19 protein-coding genes and 1 pseudogene are annotated in these 21129 nt (G+C 65.5%); 14 read left to right on the top strand and 6 right to left on the bottom strand.

Annotated features, from left to right (window positions below):
- Positions 1 to 156 precede the first annotated feature (156 nt).
- Together K1X41_RS14955 and K1X41_RS14950 are read left to right on the top strand one after the other, a co-directional pair.
- Positions 157 to 1119 (top strand): pseudouridine-5'-phosphate glycosidase, encoded by a 963-nt coding sequence (locus K1X41_RS14955; RefSeq protein WP_220174985.1) that lies wholly within the window; start codon positions 157 to 159, stop codon positions 1117 to 1119.
- A gap of 11 nt (positions 1120 to 1130) precedes the next feature.
- The gene (locus K1X41_RS14950) at positions 1131 to 1985 is read left to right on the top strand and encodes a carbohydrate kinase family protein (protein ID WP_220174984.1); all 855 of its coding nucleotides are present in this window, start codon (positions 1131 to 1133) and stop codon (positions 1983 to 1985) included.
- 413 nt (positions 1986 to 2398) lie between these two features.
- Here K1X41_RS14950 and K1X41_RS14945 read toward each other — a convergent pair whose 3' ends face one another.
- Positions 2399 to 3631, bottom strand: coding sequence for a CDP-glycerol glycerophosphotransferase family protein (locus K1X41_RS14945; protein ID WP_220174983.1), 1233 nt, complete (start codon positions 3629 to 3631; stop codon positions 2399 to 2401).
- Between the two features lie 60 nt (positions 3632 to 3691).
- Between K1X41_RS14945 and K1X41_RS14940 the strand changes: the two genes are divergently transcribed.
- The gene (locus tag K1X41_RS14940) at positions 3692 to 4744 is read left to right on the top strand and encodes a glycosyltransferase family 2 protein (RefSeq protein ID WP_258566579.1); all 1053 of its coding nucleotides are present in this window, start codon (positions 3692 to 3694) and stop codon (positions 4742 to 4744) included.
- Positions 4745 to 5195: 451 nt separating this feature from the next.
- Here the strand turns inward: K1X41_RS14940 and K1X41_RS14935 are convergent, their stop codons facing one another.
- The gene (locus K1X41_RS14935; RefSeq protein WP_133616914.1) at positions 5196 to 5657 is read right to left on the bottom strand and encodes an Lrp/AsnC family transcriptional regulator; all 462 of its coding nucleotides are present in this window, start codon (positions 5655 to 5657) and stop codon (positions 5196 to 5198) included.
- Between the two features lie 214 nt (positions 5658 to 5871).
- Here K1X41_RS14935 and K1X41_RS14930 point away from each other — a divergent pair, with 214 nt between their 5' ends.
- From K1X41_RS14930 to K1X41_RS14920, 3 genes are all read left to right on the top strand, one after another.
- Positions 5872 to 6855: an MFS transporter gene (locus K1X41_RS14930; protein WP_220174982.1), complete on the top strand. Its 984-nt coding sequence runs from the start codon at positions 5872 to 5874 to the stop codon at positions 6853 to 6855.
- On the top strand, positions 6852 to 7130 hold the full coding sequence (locus tag K1X41_RS14925; protein ID WP_220174981.1) for a hypothetical protein: 279 nt from the start codon (positions 6852 to 6854) through the stop codon (positions 7128 to 7130). Before K1X41_RS14930 ends, K1X41_RS14925 begins: the two co-directional genes overlap by 4 nt.
- 361 nt (positions 7131 to 7491) lie before the next feature.
- Positions 7492 to 7944, top strand: a complete 453-nt coding sequence (locus K1X41_RS14920) for a hypothetical protein (protein WP_133616916.1) — start codon at positions 7492 to 7494, stop codon at positions 7942 to 7944.
- A gap of 135 nt (positions 7945 to 8079) precedes the next feature.
- On the opposite strand, the gene K1X41_RS14915 is transcribed toward K1X41_RS14920, so the two are convergent.
- Complete coding sequence (locus K1X41_RS14915; protein ID WP_220174980.1) at positions 8080 to 8835, bottom strand: FadR/GntR family transcriptional regulator; 756 nt, start codon at positions 8833 to 8835, stop codon at positions 8080 to 8082.
- 262 nt (positions 8836 to 9097) lie between these two features.
- Between K1X41_RS14915 and K1X41_RS14910 the strand changes: the two genes are divergently transcribed.
- The 7 genes and pseudogenes from K1X41_RS14910 to K1X41_RS14880 all read left to right on the top strand — a co-directional run bounded on the left by K1X41_RS14910 (position 9098) and on the right by K1X41_RS14880 (position 17621).
- Positions 9098 to 10618, top strand: coding sequence for an ABC transporter substrate-binding protein (locus K1X41_RS14910; RefSeq protein WP_220174979.1), 1521 nt, complete (start codon positions 9098 to 9100; stop codon positions 10616 to 10618).
- Between the two features lie 86 nt (positions 10619 to 10704).
- The gene (locus tag K1X41_RS14905) at positions 10705 to 11652 is read left to right on the top strand and encodes an ABC transporter permease (RefSeq protein WP_132202708.1); all 948 of its coding nucleotides are present in this window, start codon (positions 10705 to 10707) and stop codon (positions 11650 to 11652) included.
- 2 nt (positions 11653 to 11654) lie between these two features.
- Complete coding sequence (locus tag K1X41_RS14900; RefSeq protein ID WP_132202706.1) at positions 11655 to 12557, top strand: ABC transporter permease; 903 nt, start codon at positions 11655 to 11657, stop codon at positions 12555 to 12557.
- Positions 12557 to 14412, top strand: a pseudogene (locus tag K1X41_RS16245) (dipeptide ABC transporter ATP-binding protein). The gene K1X41_RS14900 and the pseudogene K1X41_RS16245 overlap by 1 nt, the downstream one beginning before the upstream one ends.
- 65 nt (positions 14413 to 14477) lie before the next feature.
- Positions 14478 to 15911 carry an amidase gene (locus K1X41_RS14890; RefSeq protein ID WP_220174978.1) on the top strand — a complete coding sequence of 478 codons (1434 nt, stop codon included), beginning with the start codon at positions 14478 to 14480 and terminating at the stop codon, positions 15909 to 15911.
- Between the two features lie 265 nt (positions 15912 to 16176).
- Entirely contained in the window at positions 16177 to 16713 is a 537-nt protein-coding gene (locus K1X41_RS14885; protein WP_220174977.1) for a hypothetical protein, read from the top strand.
- A gap of 638 nt (positions 16714 to 17351) precedes the next feature.
- A complete protein-coding gene (locus K1X41_RS14880) occupies positions 17352 to 17621 on the top strand; it encodes a GlsB/YeaQ/YmgE family stress response membrane protein (protein ID WP_132202698.1) in 270 nt (89 codons plus the stop codon).
- Positions 17622 to 17799: 178 nt separating this feature from the next.
- Here the strand turns inward: K1X41_RS14880 and K1X41_RS14875 are convergent, their stop codons facing one another.
- From K1X41_RS14875 to K1X41_RS14865, 3 genes are all read right to left on the bottom strand, one after another.
- Positions 17800 to 18129: a DUF7882 family protein gene (locus K1X41_RS14875; protein ID WP_132202696.1), complete on the bottom strand. Its 330-nt coding sequence runs from the start codon at positions 18127 to 18129 to the stop codon at positions 17800 to 17802.
- Between the two features lie 479 nt (positions 18130 to 18608).
- The gene (locus K1X41_RS14870; RefSeq protein ID WP_133616921.1) at positions 18609 to 19610 is read right to left on the bottom strand and encodes a diacylglycerol/lipid kinase family protein; all 1002 of its coding nucleotides are present in this window, start codon (positions 19608 to 19610) and stop codon (positions 18609 to 18611) included.
- A 295-nt stretch (positions 19611 to 19905) separates the two neighbouring features.
- Complete coding sequence (locus tag K1X41_RS14865; RefSeq protein WP_133616922.1) at positions 19906 to 20355, bottom strand: Lrp/AsnC family transcriptional regulator; 450 nt, start codon at positions 20353 to 20355, stop codon at positions 19906 to 19908.
- A 111-nt stretch (positions 20356 to 20466) separates the two neighbouring features.
- Between K1X41_RS14865 and K1X41_RS14860 the strand changes: the two genes are divergently transcribed.
- Positions 20467 to 21126 carry a LysE family translocator gene (locus tag K1X41_RS14860; RefSeq protein WP_220174976.1) on the top strand — a complete coding sequence of 220 codons (660 nt, stop codon included), beginning with the start codon at positions 20467 to 20469 and terminating at the stop codon, positions 21124 to 21126.
- Positions 21127 to 21129 lie beyond the last annotated feature (3 nt).

Here is a 21129-nt window from a genome sequence, read left to right as displayed (position 1 = left end):
TCGTCGTTGGGGAGAGTGAATACCCATGAGCGCCCCACGTCAATCTCCGTTACCGAACCGAGACATTTATTGCGCGAAAAATCGTGCTTGCTTCCAGACCAGTGCGCTCCCTAGAGTGAGGTCTCTTGAACAACTGCGCGATGGAGGGCAATCAAGATGACACAAGCCGTACAAGTTTCCACTGAGGTCCGCGATGCGGTGCGCGATGGGCGCCCGGTGCTGGCACTCGAGTCCACGATCCTCACACACGGACTCCCTCGACCGGCGAACGAGGAACTCGCGCTGGAGACCGAGGAGCGCGTCCGAGCAGCCGGCGTCATCCCCGCCACAATCGGTCTCGTCGACGGCGTCCCGACCGTCGGGCTCTCGACCGACGAGCTGGTCGCGCTGTCTCGCGACGACCGCGCAGTGAAGGCGAGTCTGCGCGACGTGCCGATCGCAATGGCAAAGGGATTGAGCGCCGGCACCACCGTTGCGGCAACCGCCTATCTCGCGGTGCAGGCCGGAGTGCGCGTGTTCTCCACCGGCGGCCTGGGCGGAGTGCACCGAGGTGCAGCACACACCTTCGACGAGTCGGCTGATCTCGGCGCGCTCGCCGAACTCCCACTCGTCGTCGTGAGTGCCGGCGTGAAATCGATTCTCGACATCGGGCTCACCCTCGAACGGCTGGAGACACTGGGACTTTCGGTGGTCGGGTATGGCACCACCGATTACCCCGGATTCTACGTTGCGGATTCTGGCTTCGACATCGAGTACGCTGTCGGCAGCCCAGACGAGGTGGCACGGATCGCCACCGCCCGCGATGCACTCGGCGTGCGCTCGACGCTACTCGTGGCGAATCCCGTGTCTGCGGAACTGCAGTTGTCGCCTGAGTTGCACGACCGAGTGCTCGCCGAAGCCCTCGCGGCTGCCGACTCGCAGGGTGTGCACGGCCACGATTCAACACCGTTCTTGCTCGACTACTTCACGAAATCGACCGGTGGCGAAAGCATGGCGGCAAACCTCGTCGCGTACCGCGGGAATGTGGATCTCGGAGCCCAAGTGGCGCTCGCACTCCAGGCCCTGAGCGGGCCAAATGCGACAGAAGCTTCAAGCACAGCCGGCGCGTCAGCGCGATGAGCGCCGCGCCGATGATCGCCGTCGCAGGAGATCTCGTCGAGGACATCGTTGTGTGGGCGAATGACGACATCGCTCACGGAACAGACACGCGTTCAAAGATCTTCCGAGTGCGCGGCGGCAGCGCGGCCAATGTCGCGACCGCCATTGCGTCACACGGCGGACAGCCGCGGCTCCTCACCCGCGTCGGCGACGACGGGGTCGGCGAGCGATTGGTCTCGGATCTGGGCCGCGCCGGTGTGGAAACTCTCGCTCAGCGGGGTGGCTCGACCGGCACGATCGTGATCCTGATTGACCGAGAAGGCGAGCGCACGATGCTGCCCGATCGGGCCACAGCGAAGGAGATCGAGCCCTTCGATCCAGCCTGGCTCGATGAGGTCGCCTGGCTCCATCTGCCGCTCTACGGCTTCGAGACCCCCCGAGAAGCCGCCGTATTCCGCGCGCTCTGCGCCGAAGCCGCAGTGCGCGGGGTTCCCGTAAGCGTCGACGTCTCATCTGCCGGGCTCATCACCTGGCTCGGCGCAGATCGAGTGCACACAATCCTCGACGAAATCGGGCCGCAGCTCGTGTTCGCAAATGACGATGAAGCCGCACTGCTTGCGCTCGAGGGGGCGCATCCTCCGCCTGGGCGCACCGTTGTTGTAAAGCACGGCAACGCACCGGTTGTCATCAGCTCAGCGGGTGGTCAGGTCGAAGTGCCGGTGCCCGCTATTTCCGAGGTGACCGACACCACGGGGGCGGGGGATCACTTCGCTGCCGGGTTTCTCGTGGCGTACGTCAGCGGCGCAGCGTTCGAGGCAGCCGCACGTGCTGGTATCGCTGCGGCGTCTGAGGTGCTGCGCCACCCAGGCGCTCATCTCGCAGGGTAGCGCTTCCGGGGTTGACGCTCCCCGGATGGCGCTCCCCGGATGGCGCTCCCGGCGCGGGGTGTCCGAGCCGGGCCGCGAATCTGATCCAGACAGGGTTCCGGATCGGGAGGGGCTTTTGATCCGGAGGGGTTTCTGAACCGGAGGGGTTTGCCGACCCGGAGGGGTCCCCTGAGCTGGGCAGGTTCTTGATCCGGTCTGGTTTCCCGATCCGGTCTGGCCCCTGATCCGGTCTGGTTTCCTCGTCCGGGCAGGGCTCCTGATCCAGAGGGGCTTCTGCCCCGGCAAGGCTCCTGATCCGGAGGGGCTTCCTGATCCGAGCAGAACTCCCGGCTCAGAGAAGTCTCCTGCGCCAGAGGAGTTTCCTGATCCACGCACTGCCCTGACAGCGGCTCCCCTGTGCGGGAGCGACCCGGCTACTGCGCTGCGTCGATCTGGCGCCACGTATCGGCGCGAGCAATCAGTTCGTCGATCGCTTCGTGGAACCTGCGGGTCGGTGCGCCAGGCGAAGTGTCTCCGAAGTATCGACCCGACCAGACGCCGAGCCGCTCTCGCGCGGCCTCGTCTTTGATCACGCGATCGGTGACAGCCACGACATTGCTCAGATCATCGGTCGTGAGCCACTCACACACGCTCAAATATCCGCCCTCGTCAACTGCCGCTTCCGGAGCGACCGGCTGCGTCACTATCAAGGGTTTTCCCGTAGCAAGTCGGTCATACACCATCGCCGAAATATCACAGATGGCGAGGTCGGGCAGGCTCAACTGCCAGCCGAGCACCGGAGATTCATCGTAGACGTGCTGCGCACTCGGATCGGCGCGATTCGCCTCAGCGATAGCCGCAATGATTCGTGCGTTTGCCGCGCCGAACTCGGCGTCCACCACTCCGCTGCGCGGGTGCGGACGGTAGACGACACGGTGCCGCCCCGTGGCAAGCAGCGCCCCGATAAGCCGTTCCCCATGGGAGGCGACGGACCCGTAACTGGCAGCCGGGCGGTCTCCCTCCCAAGTGGGCGCGTAGAACACCACCGTGCGTTCGTCAGGGGAAAACGGAGGCGTTCCGCTCAGATGGTCTGCCTGCGGGCGGCCGATCGCGATCGTGCGTGTATCGACGTCGTAATCCCAGAGGGCAGCCTTCAGCCTCGCCTTCGCCGCATCACCGGCCACCAGCGCGTAGTCATACGCTTTGTGCTGATTGCTGGTCATGTACATCTTGTCGCTCTCACCGTGATTCACGAAGACATGCCAGCGATGGCCATAGCGCATCATCTGGAAATTGCGCGTGTTCTGGTTCACGTAGAGGATGACGTCGAGCTGCTGCTCCTCGATCACTCGCTCCAGGTCGGTGACCTTCGGAACGAAGGCGACGTCGAGGCCACTCTCTCCCATGAGCTGGAGCGCACCCGCGGCATTGCGCGCAAGCACGAGCACGGGACGCGTCTTCGAAAGCTCCTGCAACGGGGCATACCACTGCCGCATCTGATAGATGTTCACGTCACTATCGGCAAAATAGATACCCACTCGATAGTGCTGTTGGGGCAGCGGCCCACGATCCGCAAGCTGCGCCCGCAGCTCGAAGAACGCACGGCGTCCCTTGAGCACGCGTTTCGCCAGGCGCACCGCGCGCTTCGTATCCTTCGCCAGTTGCATCCCCCCAGGATACCGTCGCTCACTCCGGAACTCCCGGTGAGGGTGTGGGAAGATCGGTTCGTGCAGCTCCCCCCTCTCTCCGCACGGCCAGCCGTGAGCTACGTTATGCCTGTCCTCAACGAGGCTGAGTTCCTCGAATCGGCCGTGCACACGATCCTCGCTCAGGAGTACCCTGGCGCAAAGGAGATCATCCTTGCGCTCGCCGAGTCCAGTGACGGCACCACCGAGATCGCTGAGCGACTGGCGGCTACGGACCAACGGGTGCGACTCGTGGACAACCCAGAGCGGGATATCCCGGCTGGCTTGAACCACGCCATCGCGGCGAGCACGCACCCCGTGATCGTCCGCGTCGACGCGCACTCGGAACTGACCCCGGACTACACCACGCTCGCTGTTGCGGCCCTCCAGCGCAGCGACCTACCCGGCATTGCAAACGTTGGCGGGATCATGCGCGCCGCCGGTCGCGGTGACGTGCAACGCGCCATCGCGCGCTCATACAACAGCCCGTTCGGGCTGGGCGGCGGCACCTACCACGGCGATGGCACCCCGGGGCCTGCCGAGTCAGCGTATCTCGGCGTGTTCCGCCGCGAAGCTGTTGCGGCGGTGGGCGGCTACGATCGCGCTATTCTGCGTGGCGAAGACTGGGAACTCAACCTCCGGCTCAGGCGTGCGGGATTCACCGTGTGGTTCGATCCAGCGCTCCAGGTGACGTACTGGCCGCGAGCAAGCTTTGCCGATCTGGCCCGGCAGTTCTTCGCGACCGGCACCTGGCGCGCTGTGCTCGTGCGCAAGTATGGCCGCGCAAACCCCTGGCGATTCTTCGCGCCTGGCGCGCTCGTCTTGGGACTCGCCGTGAGCCTGGCCTCCCTCGTGCTGCTCTGCGCTGGAGTGCTGCCGTGGGCCTCTGCGTGGCCCGTGCTGCTCGTGCCTGCCGCACTCTACGTCGCGGGGATCCTGCTGGCCGTCATTCGAATCCCTGAGCAGCGGGGGCTCCGTGACCGGCTCCTCACCGCGGTGACCCTCGTGACGATGCATCTGAGTTGGGGCACTGGATTCCTGCGCGGGATCGCGTTCGGCGGCGGTCGCGTCGTCGACCGCTCGCGCGTGGAGTAGCCGCCGGCTCTCGCACCGCCGAGCGGGACGGGCACTGCTGGACTTGGCTGGGCGCTGCTGGGCCGGGCTGGGCGCTGCTGGGCCGGGCTGGGCTTGGCCGGGCTTGGCCGGGCTTGGCCGGGCTTGGCTTGGCTAGACCGTGCTTGCGTGGCCAACTGGGTCCAGACTGACTGAGCCGTACTGAGCTGGGCATTGCGAGCCCCCTCAAGGCCCCACCGAGCCGGGCTCAGTTGCGGCACGCTGCCAAGTCGCCGAGCCACCAAGCCCCTGAGCTGCCGAACCTGGTCACACTGATCCTGATCCTGATCCTGATCCTGCTTGCCCACTTCACCTCGTGTGCCGCACCCAGCACTCGAACTCGCGCAGGAGATCCGAGCCCATACAGGATCGTTTCGGCGCTCCGCCCCGTGTGAGCTCGAATCTCCTGCGCGAGCTCGGCAGGCCCCACGAACTACTCTTCGGCGAGCAGTCCGGTGACTCGATACGGAATCACCTCGCGCAGGAACAGGCTCGTTGAGGTGCGATTAATGCCGGGGCAGAGCCGGATCTCCTCGCTGACCCGGTAGAGATCGTCCGGGCTTTGTGCCACCACTCTGAGCAGCAGGTCAGTGCTGCCCGCTGGAGCGAAGCACTCGAGCACCTCCGGGATGTTCGCGAGCGCAGTGATCGCTTCGGCGATCAGGTGCTGATCAAGCTCCACCTGCACGCTGGCACCGACCGGCCTGCCAAGCGCCGCCGGAGACACCCTCGCGCTGTGCAGTCGGAGCGCTCCGGAGGCGGAGAGCTTCTCGAGGCGGGCCTGAACCGTGCCACGGGCAAGCCCGAGCCGGTGCGCGATCATCGCGGTCGGCATCCGGGCGTCCGCGTCAAGTTCACGCAGGATCCGACGATCCGTTGCATCAAGAGCACTCATTTTGCCCGCTTTCTGCTGGTTAGTATCGAGTCAAATTGATCATATTGCACAACTCGGATGAATGCGCTTGCACGATTCGCGCAACCCTCAATACATTGTGATGCAGGACGCGGTCAGTGCGTTTCGTATACTCGTTAGATCACCGCAACCGCCACACCCGGCGAGCGCGGCAGGACACGCCCCACAAGGGCACGCCCATACCAAGGAGAACGCCATGAGCGTCGCTCGTACCCACGCGCGCCCCGTTGTTGCCCCGGTTGACCCCACCCAGGTTCGCCCCCGGATACGCATCGCACTGACCGCCCTGACACTGTTCACTCTGCTCGTCAGCGCGAACCTCGCCACTCCCCTGTTTCCGCTCCTCGAACAGCGGCTCGGGATCACGGCACTCGGCACGACGCTCGCTTTTTCGAGCTATGTACTCAGCCTCATTGTTGGGCTCCTCATCTTCCGGCGCTTCGCCGACACCGTAAATCGCCGCACCGTGCTCGTGACCGCGCTCGCTGTGACCGCGCTCGGCACCGCCGGCCTCGCGTTCGCCCCCGATCTCGGCTGGTTCTGCGTCGCACGTGCCGCCCAGGGCGCTGCCATTGCCTGCGCTACCGGCACCGCGTCCGGCGCATTGCGCGCGCTGCTCCCTGGTCGCCCGGCACTCGTGGGCCGTCTCACTCTCTTGGCCAGTTCGGGCGGGGTTGCTGCGGGACCGGTGATCGGCGGACTACTCTCTCAGGGCAGCGCCCCGCTGGTGACCCCGTTCGTGTCGCTCGCCACCGCCCTGCTCGCCCTGATCCCCGCCATCCTGCTGCTCGCGCCGCACGAACTGTGCCGCCCGGTACGGTTGCCGTCCTCGATCGCGCTCGCTGATGCGCCTCCGCGACTTGACCGTTCGGATCGCCGCAGTGGCCGGCAGTCACCCGCTGCGCTCCGCGCATTCCGGATTGCGGCTGCTACCGGCTTCCTCAGCTTTACGGTGTTTGGCTTCTGCCTCTCGCTCGCGCCCTCGCACTTCGCGAGCATCGTGCACACTGATTCGAGGCCACTGATTGGCCTGCTCGCTGCACTTACGCTGGGCGCCTCTGCGCTCACACAGCTTCTCCCCTCACCGGCGCCTGGCGGCTCCCCGTCGGCCTCGGCACGCTCGCTCTCGCCTTGCTCGGGCTCGCAGCCGCGGGTCCACTCGGCAGCCCCGCGCTCTTGATCGCCGCGAGCCTCCTCGCTGGTATCGGCCAGGGGATCGCGTTCCAGGCGGCGTTCACCGCGGCGACCGCGGCGGTTGATCCGGCACACCACGCCTCAACAGTGAGCGCGATCTACACCGTGACCTATCTCGGCAGCGCCATCCCCGTGCTCACCCTCGGATTCCTCACCGAGCGGATCGGACTCGCGCCAGCCGTGTTCGCGTTTGCACTCGCCGCGGCCGCGGCCTGTGGCGTGCTCGCCGTCGTCGCGGCTCGCCGCCCCCGCGCCGCCTAGCAGACCCCCGCGCGACGAGGGAATGGGGTTGTCACGACGGCATGCCTCAATCACGGGAAGAACCCCGCTCCCTCGTGGGAGCCCCGTTCCCTCGTGGCCGAACACGGCGCGAACATCCCGCGCGCAAGCGGCCGAGCTATGATGAGCAGAAGGATTCGCCAGCAGGGCAGATCACATCAGCAGATCACCGACCGCCCACTTCACCTCATTCACGGGACAAGCTGCGCAGCCGACTCCCGCACCACGCGGGATCTCGCCTTGCCGCGAACCGCCACACGCGCATTCACACGGGCTCTCGGAACAACCCGCAGCACTTTCTCTCTCAGTACGGCGGCCCCGCTGCCAGGATCGGAACGACCACTTGAGCACCACTGCCCCCACACGTCGCAGTTTCACTTCGTACAGCGATATGTTTCGCGAGCGGCGCATTCCGGTCGAGAACCGGGACTTCATCGTTGCTGCACTCGATCAGGTTGAGCGTCTCGACATCACCGAGCTCGTCTCCTACGTGAAGATCACACGCGCAAACAAGCAGCCGGACATTCGCCTGTACCGCGGGTACATCGGCGGCTACACCTCCGAGGCCGAAGCACTCCGCATGACCGACGCCAAGGTGGCGTACGAGAGCGAGACCCGTCCTGGCACCTGGTGGGTGTGGTTGCCTGAACATGGGCAGCCGACACCCGGCAGCGCCGGCACGCCGCGCCGAGCTCGTGGCGGCCGCCTCGCCGAGTCCTCGTGGCTCCGCAAGCCCTGCCCTGTGTGCCGCTACCTCATGAACGAAGCAGGCAAGTGCACCAACTGTCGCTCCTAGCGCCGCAGCCCCGATACTCCCCGCAGGAGCCGAGGATCACCGGAGGAACTGCGGTCACCTCGTAGGAGCCGATGGCTCCCCAAGTGAGCTGCGGCCACCCCGCAGGGGTAGTGCTCACCACACAGAGGCCGGCAGCTACTCCGCGAGCAATTCGAGCGCCGCACGATCCGCGGCTTCGAGCAGAGGGCCAAATCGCTCGGCGACAGCGCCGCGCGCTATTCTTCCCGCGGTCTGCGCATCCCGCGCACTGATCGCGTCAAAGAGCCCCCGGTCGATCTGCGCCGAGGCGAGCTTCACGCGGTTGTCGTGGTGCTCGCCTTCAGCGTCGCGCTGCATCATGCCGCGCAGTACCCCGGAGACGGCCTGCCCGCTCATTTCCAGGATCTGGTTTCCGCTGGCAGCCCACACGGCCTCGTGGAACTCGAGGTCGGCGGACGCGAAGTCAGCGTCGTTCGTCTCGGCTTCCGCCTGCATTCGCTGAACGGCCGCGCGCATACGCTCCAGTTGCGCCGCCGTGTGCCGCTGCGCGGCCAGCTTCGACGCTGAACCTTCAAGGATCACGCGATACTGCACCAGTTCGGCCACACTCAGCGCGTCTGTGCCGATCATGGTGCGGAAGGAACGCCCGAGCGTCTTCGACGACGGTGCGAGCACGAGTGGGCCGCCGCGCGTGCCCGGCTTCGACTCGATGAGCCCCATCGATTGCAGCACCCGGAGCGCTTCTCGCACCGTCGGTCTGCTCACACTGAACTGCACCATGAGGTCGCGCTCACTGGCGAGCTGTGAGCCGATGGGGATGTCTCCTGAGAGGATCGCCTGTTCGATTTGCTCGACGATGCGCTGGTACGTGTGCACAGGCACCGCAGGCGAAAAGCTATGGGTGTTCGTCAACTGAGGGTCTTTCCTACTGTTGGTGGACGCGAGCGCCCCGTCCCATCCCGGGCCGGAATTGACCACAGTCTAGTGCCCCATTAAGTGGCCTTACCATGTATCCTGGTTCGAACCCCGTGATTCGGAACGAAATATCAAGGATGATTACAGGAAGGTGTCACAGCACCCCCCGGTCACGGAGACGAGCACACCCCGCCCGTCCCCACAGAATGAACGAGCCGAGGCACTAGCGCCAACGCCCTACCCCGAACAGGAAGCAACGATGCGACGCAGGAATTCCCTGACCCTCACCGCGGCCCTCATCGCCGCCGGTACCCTCGCCCTTGCGGGCTGCTCCGCGGGCTCCGCCGGCAGCGGCGATGCAGGGTCCGGATCGACGCCGACCACCGCGACGATCGCGCTCACCGGCGCCCCCGTGAACCTCGACTTCACCACGACCGCAGGATCCGCAATCCCGCAGGCCATGATGTCGAACGTCTACGAAGGCCTCGTGCAGCTCGACCAGTCGGGTGAGATCCAGCCACTGCTGGCCAAGAGCTGGAAGGTCAGCGACGATCGCAAGACCTACACCTTCACCCTCGAAGAGGGAGTCACCTTCTCGAACGGCGACGAGTTCACCGCCGACGACGTCAAGTTCAGCTTCGACCGAGTCAAGACCGACTGGGTCTCCAGCCTCAAGTCGAAGATGGACGTCGTCGCGAGCGTCGACGTGATCTCAGACACCGAGGTTGCCGTGACGCTCACGCAGCCGTCGAACGCCTGGCTGTTCAGCCTCGCGACGCCGGTTGGCGCTATCTTCTCCCCCGATGGCATCGCGGACCTCGCGAACGCGCCCGTCGGCACGGGCCCGTATGCCGTCGAGACGTTCACCGCGAACGACAAGATCGTGCTCGATACCCGCGACGACTACTGGGGTGAGGCACCGGGCGTCGAGTCCGTCACGCTGAAGTACTTCGCTGACGCGACCGCGACCACCAACGCGCTGCGAACCGGGGACATCGACGCGATCGTCAACCTGCAGGCGCCTGAGCTGCTCGACACCTTCGAGTCAGACGACAAGTACACCGTCACCACTGGCACCTCCAGCGGCGAAGTGTCTCTCTCGCTCAACAACAAGGCCGCACCGTTTGATGATGTCCGCGTGCGCCAGGCCGTGCTCTACGCGCTCGATAAGCAGGCAATCCTCGACACCGCGTGGAACGGCTACGGTTCACTCGTCGCGACCTACGCAACCCCCACGGATCCGTACTACGAGGATCTCAATGACAAGTACCCGTACGACCCGGAGAAGGCCAAGGAGCTCCTCAAGGAGGCAGGCCAGGAGAACCTGAGCATCGAGTACACCGTACCGACTCGCCCCTACGCACAGGCCGTCTCCGAGATCGTCGTCTCGCAGCTCAAGGACGTCGGGATCACTGCCACGATCAAGAGCTCCGAGTTCCCCGCAGTCTGGCTCGACGAGGTCTTCACCAACCACAACTACCAGATGACCACGGTGCTCGCGACCGAGGCCCGCGACCTGCTCACGGTGTTCAACGACCCGAACTACTACATCGGGTACGACAACACGAAGATCGCACCGATCGCCGCTGAGGCTGACGCCGCTGATGAGGCGGGCTACGTCTCAGGCATGAAGCAGGTTGCCCAGCAGATCGTCGACGACGCCGCCACCGGCGTGCTGTTCCTGTTCCCGAACATCACGGTCTCCAAGGCCGAGCTGCAGGGTCTGCCGGAAAACGCGATCATTGAAGCGCTCAACCTCACCCAGCTGAGCTGGAAGTAACGGGGCCACACCCCTCCTGCATCACGCAGGCGCGGGCCTGACTGGCCCGCGCCCGCACTGCCCGTCTCACACCCCGAGGACCACGCATGGCCATACGGATTTTGATTAACCTCGCCCGCTTCGCGGTGACCTATCTGGTCGCGACCGTCGTCGTGTTCCTCTTTATGCGCCTGATCCCTGGGGATCCGGCGCAGATCGCGCTCGGCGTCAATGCCACTCCTGAGCTGCTTGAGCAGACCCGAAAGGAGTTCGGCACGGATCGCCCGCTGATCGTGCAGTACTTCGACTGGGCAGGCGGCTTGCTGCGCGGTGACTTCGGCGTTTCCTACGTCACACGCACCGACATCAGCCCGCTCGTCGCAGATCGCTTGCAGGTCAGTCTGATCCTCGTGATCGCCGCGATGATCGTCGCTCTCGCGATCGCGATCCCGCTCGGCACCTGGGCCGCGGTAAAACACCGCAATCTGTCCGGTGTACTCATCGGCGCCGGCTCCCAACTTGGCGTCGCGATCCCCGGCTTCCTGGCTGCGATCCTGCTCGTACTGATCTTTGCCGTGGGGCTCGGATGGCTCCCCGCGAGCGGCTGGACACCACCTGGCGAAGACTTCGGTGACTTCCTGCGCCGCCTCATCCTTCCCGTGCTCGCGCTCGCCTCCGTGCAGGGTGCGATCCTCACGCGCTACGTGCGCTCGGCAGTGCTCGAAATCATGAGCGAGGACTACCTCCGCACGGCCCGCGCGAAGGGGCTCAGCAAAATGGGCGCTCTCGTGAAGCACGGCCTCCGCAACGCGGCGATCCCGGTCATCACCGTGACCGGCGTCCAGATTGCTGCCCTGATCATCGGCGCCGTCGTCATCGAGCGCGTGTTCGTGATCCCCGGTCTCGGCTCGATGCTGCTCGACGCAGTCGGCAACCGAGATCTCCTCACCGTCCAGTCCGTCGTGATGGTGCTCGTCGCCATCACCCTGGTCTTGAACCTCGTGGTCGACGTGCTGTACACAATCGTTGACCCCCGGATGCGAAAGAGCGCGTAATCATGACCACGCAGAACGTTCCAACGCCCCCGGTGCAGGCACCGCGCACCACCGCCATCTCCGCCCCGCGCGCTCCGCGCAAGCGGAGCCGGCTCTCTCCGACGCTGATCATCGGCCTCGTGCTGGTTGGTCTCGTCACCGCTGCCGCACTCATCTCGTTCGTGTGGACGCCGTACGATCCTGTGCAGGCGATCGCGGCGGACCGATTGCAGGGCCCGAGCGGCGACCACTGGATGGGCACCGACCGCTACGGACGCGATGTGTTCTCCGCGATGCTGTTCGGCGCGCGGATCACCCTCTTCGTCGGCATCGTCTCCGTTGGCATCGCTATCCTGATCGGCACGCCACTCGGGATCCTCGCCGGGATCCGCGGCGGCTGGATCGAAGAAGTCATCATGCGAACCTCGGATATCGCGCTCGCGTTTCCCGCTCTGCTGCTCGCGATCATGTTCAGCGCGGTGTTTGGTGCGTCGACGCTCACAGCGATGGTCGCGATCGGGATCGCCACGATCCCTGGTTTCGCACGCGTTGCGCGCTCAGGCACGCTGCAGGTCATGAGCACTGAATACGTGCTCGCGGCACGTGCGGCGAGCCAGTCCCGGTTCCGGATCGCTCTCAGGCACGTGTTCCCGAACATTCTGGGCATCGTCGTGGTGCAGTGCTCGGTGTCGTTCGCACTCGCCGTGCTGGCTGAAGCTGGGCTGAGCTTCCTCGGCCTGGGCACGCCGCCACCGACGCCATCGTGGGGCCGCATGCTCCAGGAGTCTCAGCAGTTCCTCGGCACGCACCCGCTGCTCGCCATCTTCCCCGGTCTCGCGATTGCGATCGCCGTGATGGGCTTCAACCTGCTCGGCGATGGCCTCCGTGACCGATTCGACCCGAAGCTGAATGGAAACCGCGGCTGATGACGACCTCACCTCTCACTCCCCAGACCGGCGACCGCCCGCTGCTCGCAGTTGATGGTCTGACGGTGCGCACTCCGCATCGCGCCCTGGTACACAACTTCTCGCTTCACATGGCTCACGGAGAGCGGATCGGCCTGATCGGCGAATCCGGATCCGGCAAGTCCATGACCACCACCGCCCTGCTGGGCCTGCTCCCAGCTGGGGTCTCCGCAACGGGCTCCGTCGAGCTCAACACAGGCCGCCCCGGTGCTCCCACCGGGAACCTGCTGACGGCAGCAGAATCCGATCTGATGCGGATCCGCGGCCGCGACATGGCGATGGTGTTCCAGGAGCCCCTGACCGCGCTCAACCCGCTCATGCGGGTCGGTGCGCAGGTAGCGGAGATCATGTTGCAGCACAAGCTTGCACCGAATCGTGCAGAGGCAAACCGCCGTGCCGTCGAAATGCTCGACGCGGTGCACCTGCCTGATCCGGGTCAGGCCGCGCGAGCCTATCCGCATCAGCTGTCGGGCGGTCAGCGGCAGCGCGTCATGCTCGCGATGGCGCTTGCAAACGACCCCGGCCTGTTGCTGTGCGATGAGCCGACCACTGCGCTCGACGTCACGGTGCAACGCCAGGTGCTCGATCTCATTCTCGAGCTTGTGAAGCAGCGCAACACCGGACTGTTGTTCATCACCCACGATCTCGCGGTGGTGGCGAACATGTGCACGCGCGTTCTCGTCATGAACGACGGCATCGTGGTCGAGGAAGGCACCACTGAGGAGGTGTTCACGCGGCCGCAACACCCGTATACTCGCGGGCTGCTTGCCGCCAGCGATCTCGACGCGACGGATGCCGATGGCCGATTGTTCACCGTGGCCAGCGCCAAGGAGTATGTGCCGCCGACCCGCGAGCAGCTCGCCGCTGAGGCTGCGGCAGCTGAGCGTGCGGCGGCGGAGGCTGCTGCTCAGACAGCCGCTGAGGCGTCGGCTCGGGCAGCTGCTGGAGAGCCGGAGGCGGGCGCGGCGGTGCGCGATGCTGAGCCAAGTGCTGCTGCGGGGTTGCCGAACCCGTCATGCAGGTCACTGACCTGGTGCGCACCTACACCCGCAGCAAGACGAGCCTCTTCAAGCCAGCCCCCGAGGTGTATGCCCTCAGAGGCATCTCTTTCGAGGTGCCACGCGGTGGCAGGCTGGGCGTGGTCGGCGAGTCGGGATCCGGCAAGTCGACCCTCCTACGCATCCTGGCCGGACTCGACCAGCCGACCTCCGGCAGTGCCATCGTCGCGGGCAATGAGGTGGCCGGGGCGAAGGAGAGTCAGTTGCGCCAGCTGCGCCAGCAGCTACAGATCGTGTTCCAGGACCCGATGGGATCGCTCGACCCGCGAATGACGGTGGAACAGATCATCGCAGAGCCGCTGCTCGTACGCGGCAGAAACGAGACCGCAGCGGATCGCTCACGGCTCGTCGCGGAGATGCTTGAGGCGGTCGGGCTTCCGGCCTCGGCCGCAGAGCGCTTCCCGCATCAGTTCTCCGGCGGTCAGCGACAGCGAATCTCGATCGCGCGCGCCCTGATCTGCCGCCCGCAGGTGGTGGTCGCAGACGAGCCGGTCAGCGCGCTCGACGTCTCGGTGCGAGCCCAGGTGCTGAATCTGCTCGCCGATCTTGTTGATGAGTATGGCCTCACACTCGTCTTCGTCTCGCATGATCTCAACGTCGTGCGACACCTGTGTGATTCCGTGATCGTGATGCAATCCGGCGAAATTGTGGAGGCCGGAGACACGGAATCGGTCTATCGCGACCCGCAGCACCCCTACACGCAGCGCCTCATTGCCTCGTCGCTGACGCTGCGCCAGGAGTTGCAGCACGCCTTCTGATCGAGCGCTGCCGCGCGCGGCCTCGCTCACCCGCTCTCCCCTTCACTGTTCGAAAGGATCCCGCCGTGACTGATCACGCCGCCACCCCCACAGCATCCGCGACCGAACCGCGCCTCGCCGATCTCGACGCGGGCGCGCTGGCGGCAGGCTACGCGGCCGGCGCGTTCACGCCCCGCGCCGTGGCTGAGGACGTCATTGCGCGGATCGAGGCACGTGAGCCCGAACTCAACGCACTGTATCTCTTCGATGCGGCGCAGGTGCGCGCGGATGCGGACGCTGCCACGGAGCGCTGGGCGACCGGGAGCGCGCGCGGACCGCTCGACGGTGTTCCGGTCACGGTCAAGGAGAACATTGCTCGCGCAGGCCAGCCCAAGCCCGCGGGCACCGCGATCCCGAACCCGCCAATGGCTGCGCAGAACGCGCCGACCACCGACAGGCTGCTCGAAGCTGGGGCCGTCATCATTGGCTCGACGACGATGCCCGACTGGGGCATGCTCTCCTCGGGAGTTTCCAGCCTCCACGGAATCACCCGCGGCGGGCTCAACCCCGCACACACCTCCGGCGGCTCCAGTGCGGGTGCCGGAGCTGCCGCGGCGGCTGGCTATGGTCCGCTGCACGTCGGCACTGACATCGGCGGCTCGATCCGGCTCCCGGGATCATGGCAGGGACTCACTGCGCTGAAACCGAGCGAGGGACTGATCCCACTCGATGTGCCGTACACAGGTCGCGCCGCAGGCCCGCTCACGCGCACCGCAGCCGACTCCGTGCGACTGATGGCGGTCATCGCGCAACCGGATCCGCGCGACTATCTGACTCGCGCCTATGCCGGCATGGAGTGGTCGACCGAGGCGCTCGCTCCCACAGGGATGCGCGTTGCGCTGCAGCTCGATGCAGGATCCGGCCTCCCCGTTGAGCCTGAGACTCGCGCCGCGATCGAGCACGCTGCCGAGCTGTTCGCAGAGGCGGGAGCCATTGTCGAGCCGCTCGCCCCGTTCATCGGACCGGAGGTGCTGGACGGCATTGTGGGTTTCTGGCGGAGCCGATCCTTCGCCGACTACTCGGCGCTGACCCCGGCTGAACAGGCAGTGGTGCTGCCGTTCATCGTTGAGTGGTGCAGGGCCGGCGCCGACTTCTCGGCGGCAGAGACCGTGCGCAACCGAGGGATGATGGACGAGATGGCCCGCCTGACGCGCGCAGCGACCGCCCCATATGACCTCGTGCTTTCCCCGGTCACGCCGGTTGCAGCGTTCCCGGCAGAGGATCCGATGCCAATCCTGGATCCACTGCAGACCATGGGACACATCTCGTTCACCGCGCCGTACAACATGTCCGGCCAGCCTGCGCTCTCCATTGGCGCCGGAATCCAAGAGGACGGTCGCACGATCGGCCTGCAGGTTGCCGCCCCGATCGGGAGCGATGACCGGTTGCTGCGTATTGCGACGTGGTTTGAGACCGTACGCGGCGCGGAAGCTGCCGTCGATTGGTCCCGGCTGCCGTAGCCATCGCGATCGCCATGGCCTTCGCCTTCGCCTTCTCCGTTTCCGTCTCCGTCGCCGTCGCCGCCTCCGAGGGTGCTGCGGGAGAGACGGGTACCGAGTGGGCTCCGGTGAGCTCCGCGTGAGCTCCGGTGAGCTCCGGTGAGCTCCGGTCAGCTTCTTCCCACCCGGTTTTCCTCGCGGGCCCCGCTGCACGCGGTTAGGCTGATCGCACGCAACCGAGCGATGTAGCGGCGGGATCACCGCTGCGGCGGGGATGGAGACCACCATGGGGCTGTTCGATCGGGACAACAACGTGCGCGGAGGGAGCGGAACTGCCCGTGCGGCGGCCGCTGAGTTCGCCATCCAAGCGCAAGCCGAGCAAGCGCAGAACGACCAGGCGCAGGCCGAGCAAGTTCAGTCCGCACAAGCGCAGGCCGAGCAAGCGCCCGCTGCGCAGCAGCCCACGGGTACTGGGGATCCGGACGGATCCCGGGCGACGATCGCCAACACCGACCAGCTGAGCGAACAGACGCACGCGGACCGCGAACTCTTGGCCGCGTATGGTCAGGAGCTCCGCCGCATCATCGCCGTGGGGCGCCCGGGGACGAGCGTGATCCTTGCCGCAGTGGATACCGGAGAGCAGATCTCGGGGAACCCCTGGTTCCAGCTCGACGTTGAGGTAACGCTCCCGGGGCAGACACCATACCTCGTGAGTAGACACGAGATGGTCGCCGCTCAGGTCCTGGCAAGGTACGCCACCGGAACCACCCATGGGGTGGCGGTCGACCCGGCAGATCCACAGAACATCGCGTTCACCAGCTGAGCCCTACGTGGGACTGTTCCGAGACTTCGCGCTCCTTACCTGCGCTCGAGCAGCACACCCTGCAAAGTCCGGCTACAAGGCCACGTGACGCTGTCAGCGTGTCTGGCGGAGCAGTTGGCCGACGCAGATCCCGCTCGGCCAGTTGGCGCCCCGGGGCGTCTACACCCACCCCATTCGCTCGCATGCTCGCATACACGGCGGTGATTCCGGTTTCCGCACGATCGGGTCGCTCGCGCCGATCGCGCGTGCGATCGCCGGAACCTCCGCGTATGTGGTGCACCTCGACAACGCGATCGACGGGCGGGAATCTTGCCGCGCGAGCTATCAGACGGTGATCGCAGCCGGCGCGATACAAAACTGGCAACCGTGCAGCGTCCTGGCGTTTTGGGATTCGGGATCCGCGATCCGGGATCCGCGATCCGCGATCCGTCGGAGAATCCGCGGTCACTTCTGCTGAGATGAGCCGGCTGCTCGGTCTCCCTGATCAGCTTGGGAGCTTCGCCCCCGGCGCGAGACGCCCTGATCAGGCCTTACCGCACCTATGGTGGGGTTCGCAAGCCCCTCCCGCTGGCTTGGAATCACTACTAGTCTCGGTGTCACGCTGGGCGAGGTTCGCCCGGCCGAAAGGAGCGGGACTCATGAGTTTCATCGCTTTTCTGATACTCGGATTGATCGCTGGTGCGATTGCGAAGGCAATCCTTCCCGGAGAGCACGGTGGTGGCTGGTTTATGACGCTTCTGCTCGGTGTCGTCGGGGCAATGCTCGGCGGCTGGCTCGGCGGCTTGATCTTCGGTGCCGACCTCGGAGCGTTTTGGTCGCTCTCCACCTGGCTGCTCGCAATTGGCGGCTCGATTATCGTGCTGTTGATCTTCGGCCTGCTCACAGGCGGAAAGCGCCGCGCGCAGTAACTTTGCGCGCGTGGTCTGACACGTGTGACGCGCCCGCATTGCCCGGTTCCGGCCGAGCAGTGCGGGCGTTGTCGTGTGCGGGCATCGACGTGTGCGGGCGTCGACGTCGGCTGGCGCAGTCGTCGACGGCGCAGTCAGCGACGGGCTCCGTGGGCTCGCTTCCCGCCCGCGGACCTAGCTAGAGGAGATCCGGGTTGTTCCGCGCGAAGCTCTCGGCTTCGTCCTCTGTGATCACGACGAGGCCGCGGGACGCGTGCGAGCGAGCCGACAGCACTTTGAGCCAGAGCATGTTGATCTCAGGCGGCTTGCTCCCGCCGAACCGGAAGGCGAGGGTCGAAGCAGGCGATAGCCAGAGCGAGATCCGGCCACTGCCCTCGTCCGGGGTCTTCGACCAGCTCAGGAAGAACCCCTCGTGTCGCATGAGTTTCTGTCCGATCACGACCTTGAGGTGCGCGAGCACCCGATCATCAAACTCATACTCGTGTTCGCCGTGCACCAAGAACCCCATGGCTCAGATCATGACACATCCGCGCTCCCGCCGCTCACCTCGGCGCGCCGCTGAGTGGGGGCGTCCAGGCAGGCCACGTGCTGCGCACCCCCTCGCGAATGGGTCACCGTGAGGTCAAAGACCGAATCGCGACATTAAGTAGACGCGTGCTGCGCGCCAGCGCCTGCGTCTGCAGGTCTTGCCGCCTGAGTGCACCTCCGAACCGGCGAATCACGCGTGTGAGGGAAGCAGAGCTACCGGGATCTGTGCCCAGCGCCAGACAATTGCGCATGCGTACATGAGTCCATGAGTCCATGAGTCCATGCCTCGGTGCCTCGGAGATCGGGAGAGATCGCAGCCCATATGCCTGCCGCACCCCTGCAGTCACTCAATCACTTCGGCCCCGCTTTTACCGTGCATCCGAGCGCTCGACACGCGTCACGATCGCGGACTCCCGCGCCATTGTGTGTGCCCCACAGATCGTCTCGGCTTCGGTCCAGCTAGCGCACCCGCACCCCGCCGGCCTGAGTGCTGATCACGATCCGAGAGGTGAGACCGAGGTCGTCGCCATCGACTTCGAACACACGTGGCTCATCAAGCTCGATCGTCAGAGAAGTGATGCGATCGTGACTGGTGCTGCCGCTGCTCTCCGCCGTATCGCTCCGGGTCAGGAAGCGTTTCAGACCGTTGTCCCACACCATGTTCCTCAGGGTGTCAGCCCAGCCGGCAACGCCGTCGGCCCGCAACACGAGGAGATCGAGTTCGCCGTCCGTCGGATCGGCGTCGGGCAGCAGCGTGATCCCACCCTGCAGCATGCCGCAATTGCCGATGATGAGCGTGTGCGCCTGCTCGTGCTCCTGTGTTGGGTCCGTAGCACCAGATCCAGCAGCGGATCCAGCACCAGCGCCCGCAACAGATTCGGCAGCGTCGGGCCCCGGCTCCCGCGTGAGCGTGACCCCAATCACCGCACTCGCGGAGACTGCGCGACCGAGCGACTCAATGTACGCGAGCCAGCCAGCACGATCTTTGAGGTCATCGTTGGTTTCCGTGATCATGTGTGCGTCGATCCCGAAGCCCGCCATGACGGCGAACGCGTACCGTTCGACTCCGGACTCAAGGGTGAGCTCGGCCCAACCGATATCGAGGGGGCTCGCCTCGCCGTCGAGCGCACGTGCAAACGCAGCGGGCAGGTCATTGAGCGGGATGCCCAGGTTGCGGGCCAGGAGGTTGCCGGTTCCGAGCGGAATCACGCCGAGCTCGGCATCTGCTCCGGTGTCGGCGAGGTGCTCGGCTACCGCCCGAACGGTTCCGTCCCCACCGGCTGCCAGCACGACGGTGGCCCCAGCATCGAGCGCCTCCTGTGTCGCCGCGCGTCCCGGATCCTCCACAGATGTTTCATGCCAGGACACCGTCTCGGGTGCCGGGTCCGGGAGTGCAGCCGCAAGCTTCGCGCGTTCTGTCTTTGAGGGGTTCCACACGATCCCCACGTGTACTGCAACCATTCCGGTGGTCCTTCCCGTCCTGCGAAGCCGTCGCGGAGAGTCGTGCTGCGACGGGTGCCCGCACCCTTGCGGCAATCCTATGCGCCGCACCGCAGTCGATTCTGTGATCGAATGTGGGAACTGGAAAATGACGCGGAGTGTGCTGCTCCGCGCCACGCTCTCGACCGCTCACAGAAGGTGCGATACCGCGATCACATACGAGCTCACTCCCCCGGTGCTCGCGTACCAGCGAAGCTGCAGGAAATCTGCGCCTGTACCTGACCGGCCAGCAGTTCGCGCTATCTCTCGTCCCGGGCTACACCGGCGCGTGGTGCTCCACCACGGTCTTCATAACAAGGGTCGAGTTCAGTCGGCGCACACCAGGCAACTGCGAGAGCCGCTCGTCGTACAGTTCCTGGTAGTGCTGTTTCGACCGCGCGGCAACGAAGAGTTGATAGTCCGGCTCCCCGAAGAGGCGATGCGCTTGGACGACATTCGGGATTCGTGCCACCGCTTCTTCGAACGCGGAAACGATCCCCGCATCGCCTGCGCGCATCGTCACGAACACGAGCGCCTCGAATGGGAGCCCCAACAGGTCGAGATCGAGCTCGACACTGAAGCCGCGGATCACGCCGGCCGCCTCAAGATCTCGAAAGCGACGGTGGCACGCAGACAGGCTCAGACCCACCTTCGAGGCCACGTCAGTCATCGTTGCCCGACCATCTTCTTGCAAAGCAGAAAGAATCTCCCGGTCGAGTGCATCCATGGGAAATATTCTCCCCCATAATGCGCACTAGCGCAAACAATGATGCAGCACCTTGCGCTTCTTTTCCCATATTCTCCTTGCAGATCCCGGAATGCAAGATGGAAGCGGCTCATGAACTTTGGATTGACCATCGCCTTTTGGGGCGTCTCGATGGTGTTTGTCATCATTCCCGGCGCCGACTGGGCGTACGCCATCGCCTCTGGACTCACGAGTCGTTCCGGAGTATTCCCCGCGGTCGCTGGCATGCTCGCAGGGCACCTCATCGCCGCCTGCGTCGTCGCGACGGGGCTCGCCGTCACGCTTGCGAGTTCTGAACTCGCGATGACGCTGCTGAGCGCAGCCGGAGGCAGCTATCTCATCTGGCTCGGCATTTCGGCGCTCCGCTCCTCCGCCTCACCAAACACCACGACCCTGAACGCGTCGCGCGTCAGCGCCCCACACGGTGAGGCTCCCGGCGCCAGCTCGCGGCGTTTCACCAAGGGGATCGGGATCAGCCTACTCAACCCTAAGGTGCTGCTCCTGTTCCTCGCTTTGCTCCCCCAGTTCACGAGCACCACCGCTACTTGGCCGGTCGGAGCACAAATGCTCACACTCGGGGCCGTGCACGTCGCGAACTGCGCCGGTGTCTATTTCGCCGTCGCGCACGGTGCAGCCGCGCTGCTCACCGGTCGTCCCCGCGCTGCGCGTGTCGTGAGTATCGTCGGCGGCGTCGTGATGGTGGGCCTCGGGAGTGCAATCGTCGTCGAGCGGGGTATCGCCGCCGTGAGCTAACGA

The organism is Leucobacter luti (assembly GCF_019464495.1).
Lineage (GTDB): Bacteria > Actinomycetota > Actinomycetes > Actinomycetales > Microbacteriaceae > Leucobacter > Leucobacter luti_A.
This window is presented reverse-complemented; position numbering and strand designations above follow the sequence as displayed.

Coding starts and splice junctions, on each gene's coding strand:
- K1X41_RS14950 (WP_220174984.1), top strand. CDS start 1,131: ATGATCGCCGTCGCAGGAGATCTCGTCGAGGACATCGTTGTGTGGGCG.
- K1X41_RS14880 (WP_132202698.1), top strand. CDS start 17,352: ATGAGTTTCATCGCTTTTCTGATACTCGGATTGATCGCTGGTGCGATT.
- K1X41_RS14900 (WP_132202706.1), top strand. CDS start 11,655: ATGACCACGCAGAACGTTCCAACGCCCCCGGTGCAGGCACCGCGCACC.
- K1X41_RS14885 (WP_220174977.1), top strand. CDS start 16,177: ATGGGGCTGTTCGATCGGGACAACAACGTGCGCGGAGGGAGCGGAACT.
- K1X41_RS14870 (WP_133616921.1), bottom strand. CDS start 19,610: ATGGTTGCAGTACACGTGGGGATCGTGTGGAACCCCTCAAAGACAGAA.
- K1X41_RS14910 (WP_220174979.1), top strand. CDS start 9,098: ATGCGACGCAGGAATTCCCTGACCCTCACCGCGGCCCTCATCGCCGCC.
- K1X41_RS14930 (WP_220174982.1), top strand. CDS start 5,872: ATGAGCGTCGCTCGTACCCACGCGCGCCCCGTTGTTGCCCCGGTTGAC.
- K1X41_RS14945 (WP_220174983.1), bottom strand. CDS start 3,631: ATGCAACTGGCGAAGGATACGAAGCGCGCGGTGCGCCTGGCGAAACGC.
- K1X41_RS14955 (WP_220174985.1), top strand. CDS start 157: ATGACACAAGCCGTACAAGTTTCCACTGAGGTCCGCGATGCGGTGCGC.
- K1X41_RS14905 (WP_132202708.1), top strand. CDS start 10,705: ATGGCCATACGGATTTTGATTAACCTCGCCCGCTTCGCGGTGACCTAT.
- K1X41_RS14865 (WP_133616922.1), bottom strand. CDS start 20,355: ATGGATGCACTCGACCGGGAGATTCTTTCTGCTTTGCAAGAAGATGGT.
- K1X41_RS14860 (WP_220174976.1), top strand. CDS start 20,467: ATGAACTTTGGATTGACCATCGCCTTTTGGGGCGTCTCGATGGTGTTT.
- K1X41_RS14935 (WP_133616914.1), bottom strand. CDS start 5,657: ATGAGTGCTCTTGATGCAACGGATCGTCGGATCCTGCGTGAACTTGAC.
- K1X41_RS14875 (WP_132202696.1), bottom strand. CDS start 18,129: ATGGGGTTCTTGGTGCACGGCGAACACGAGTATGAGTTTGATGATCGG.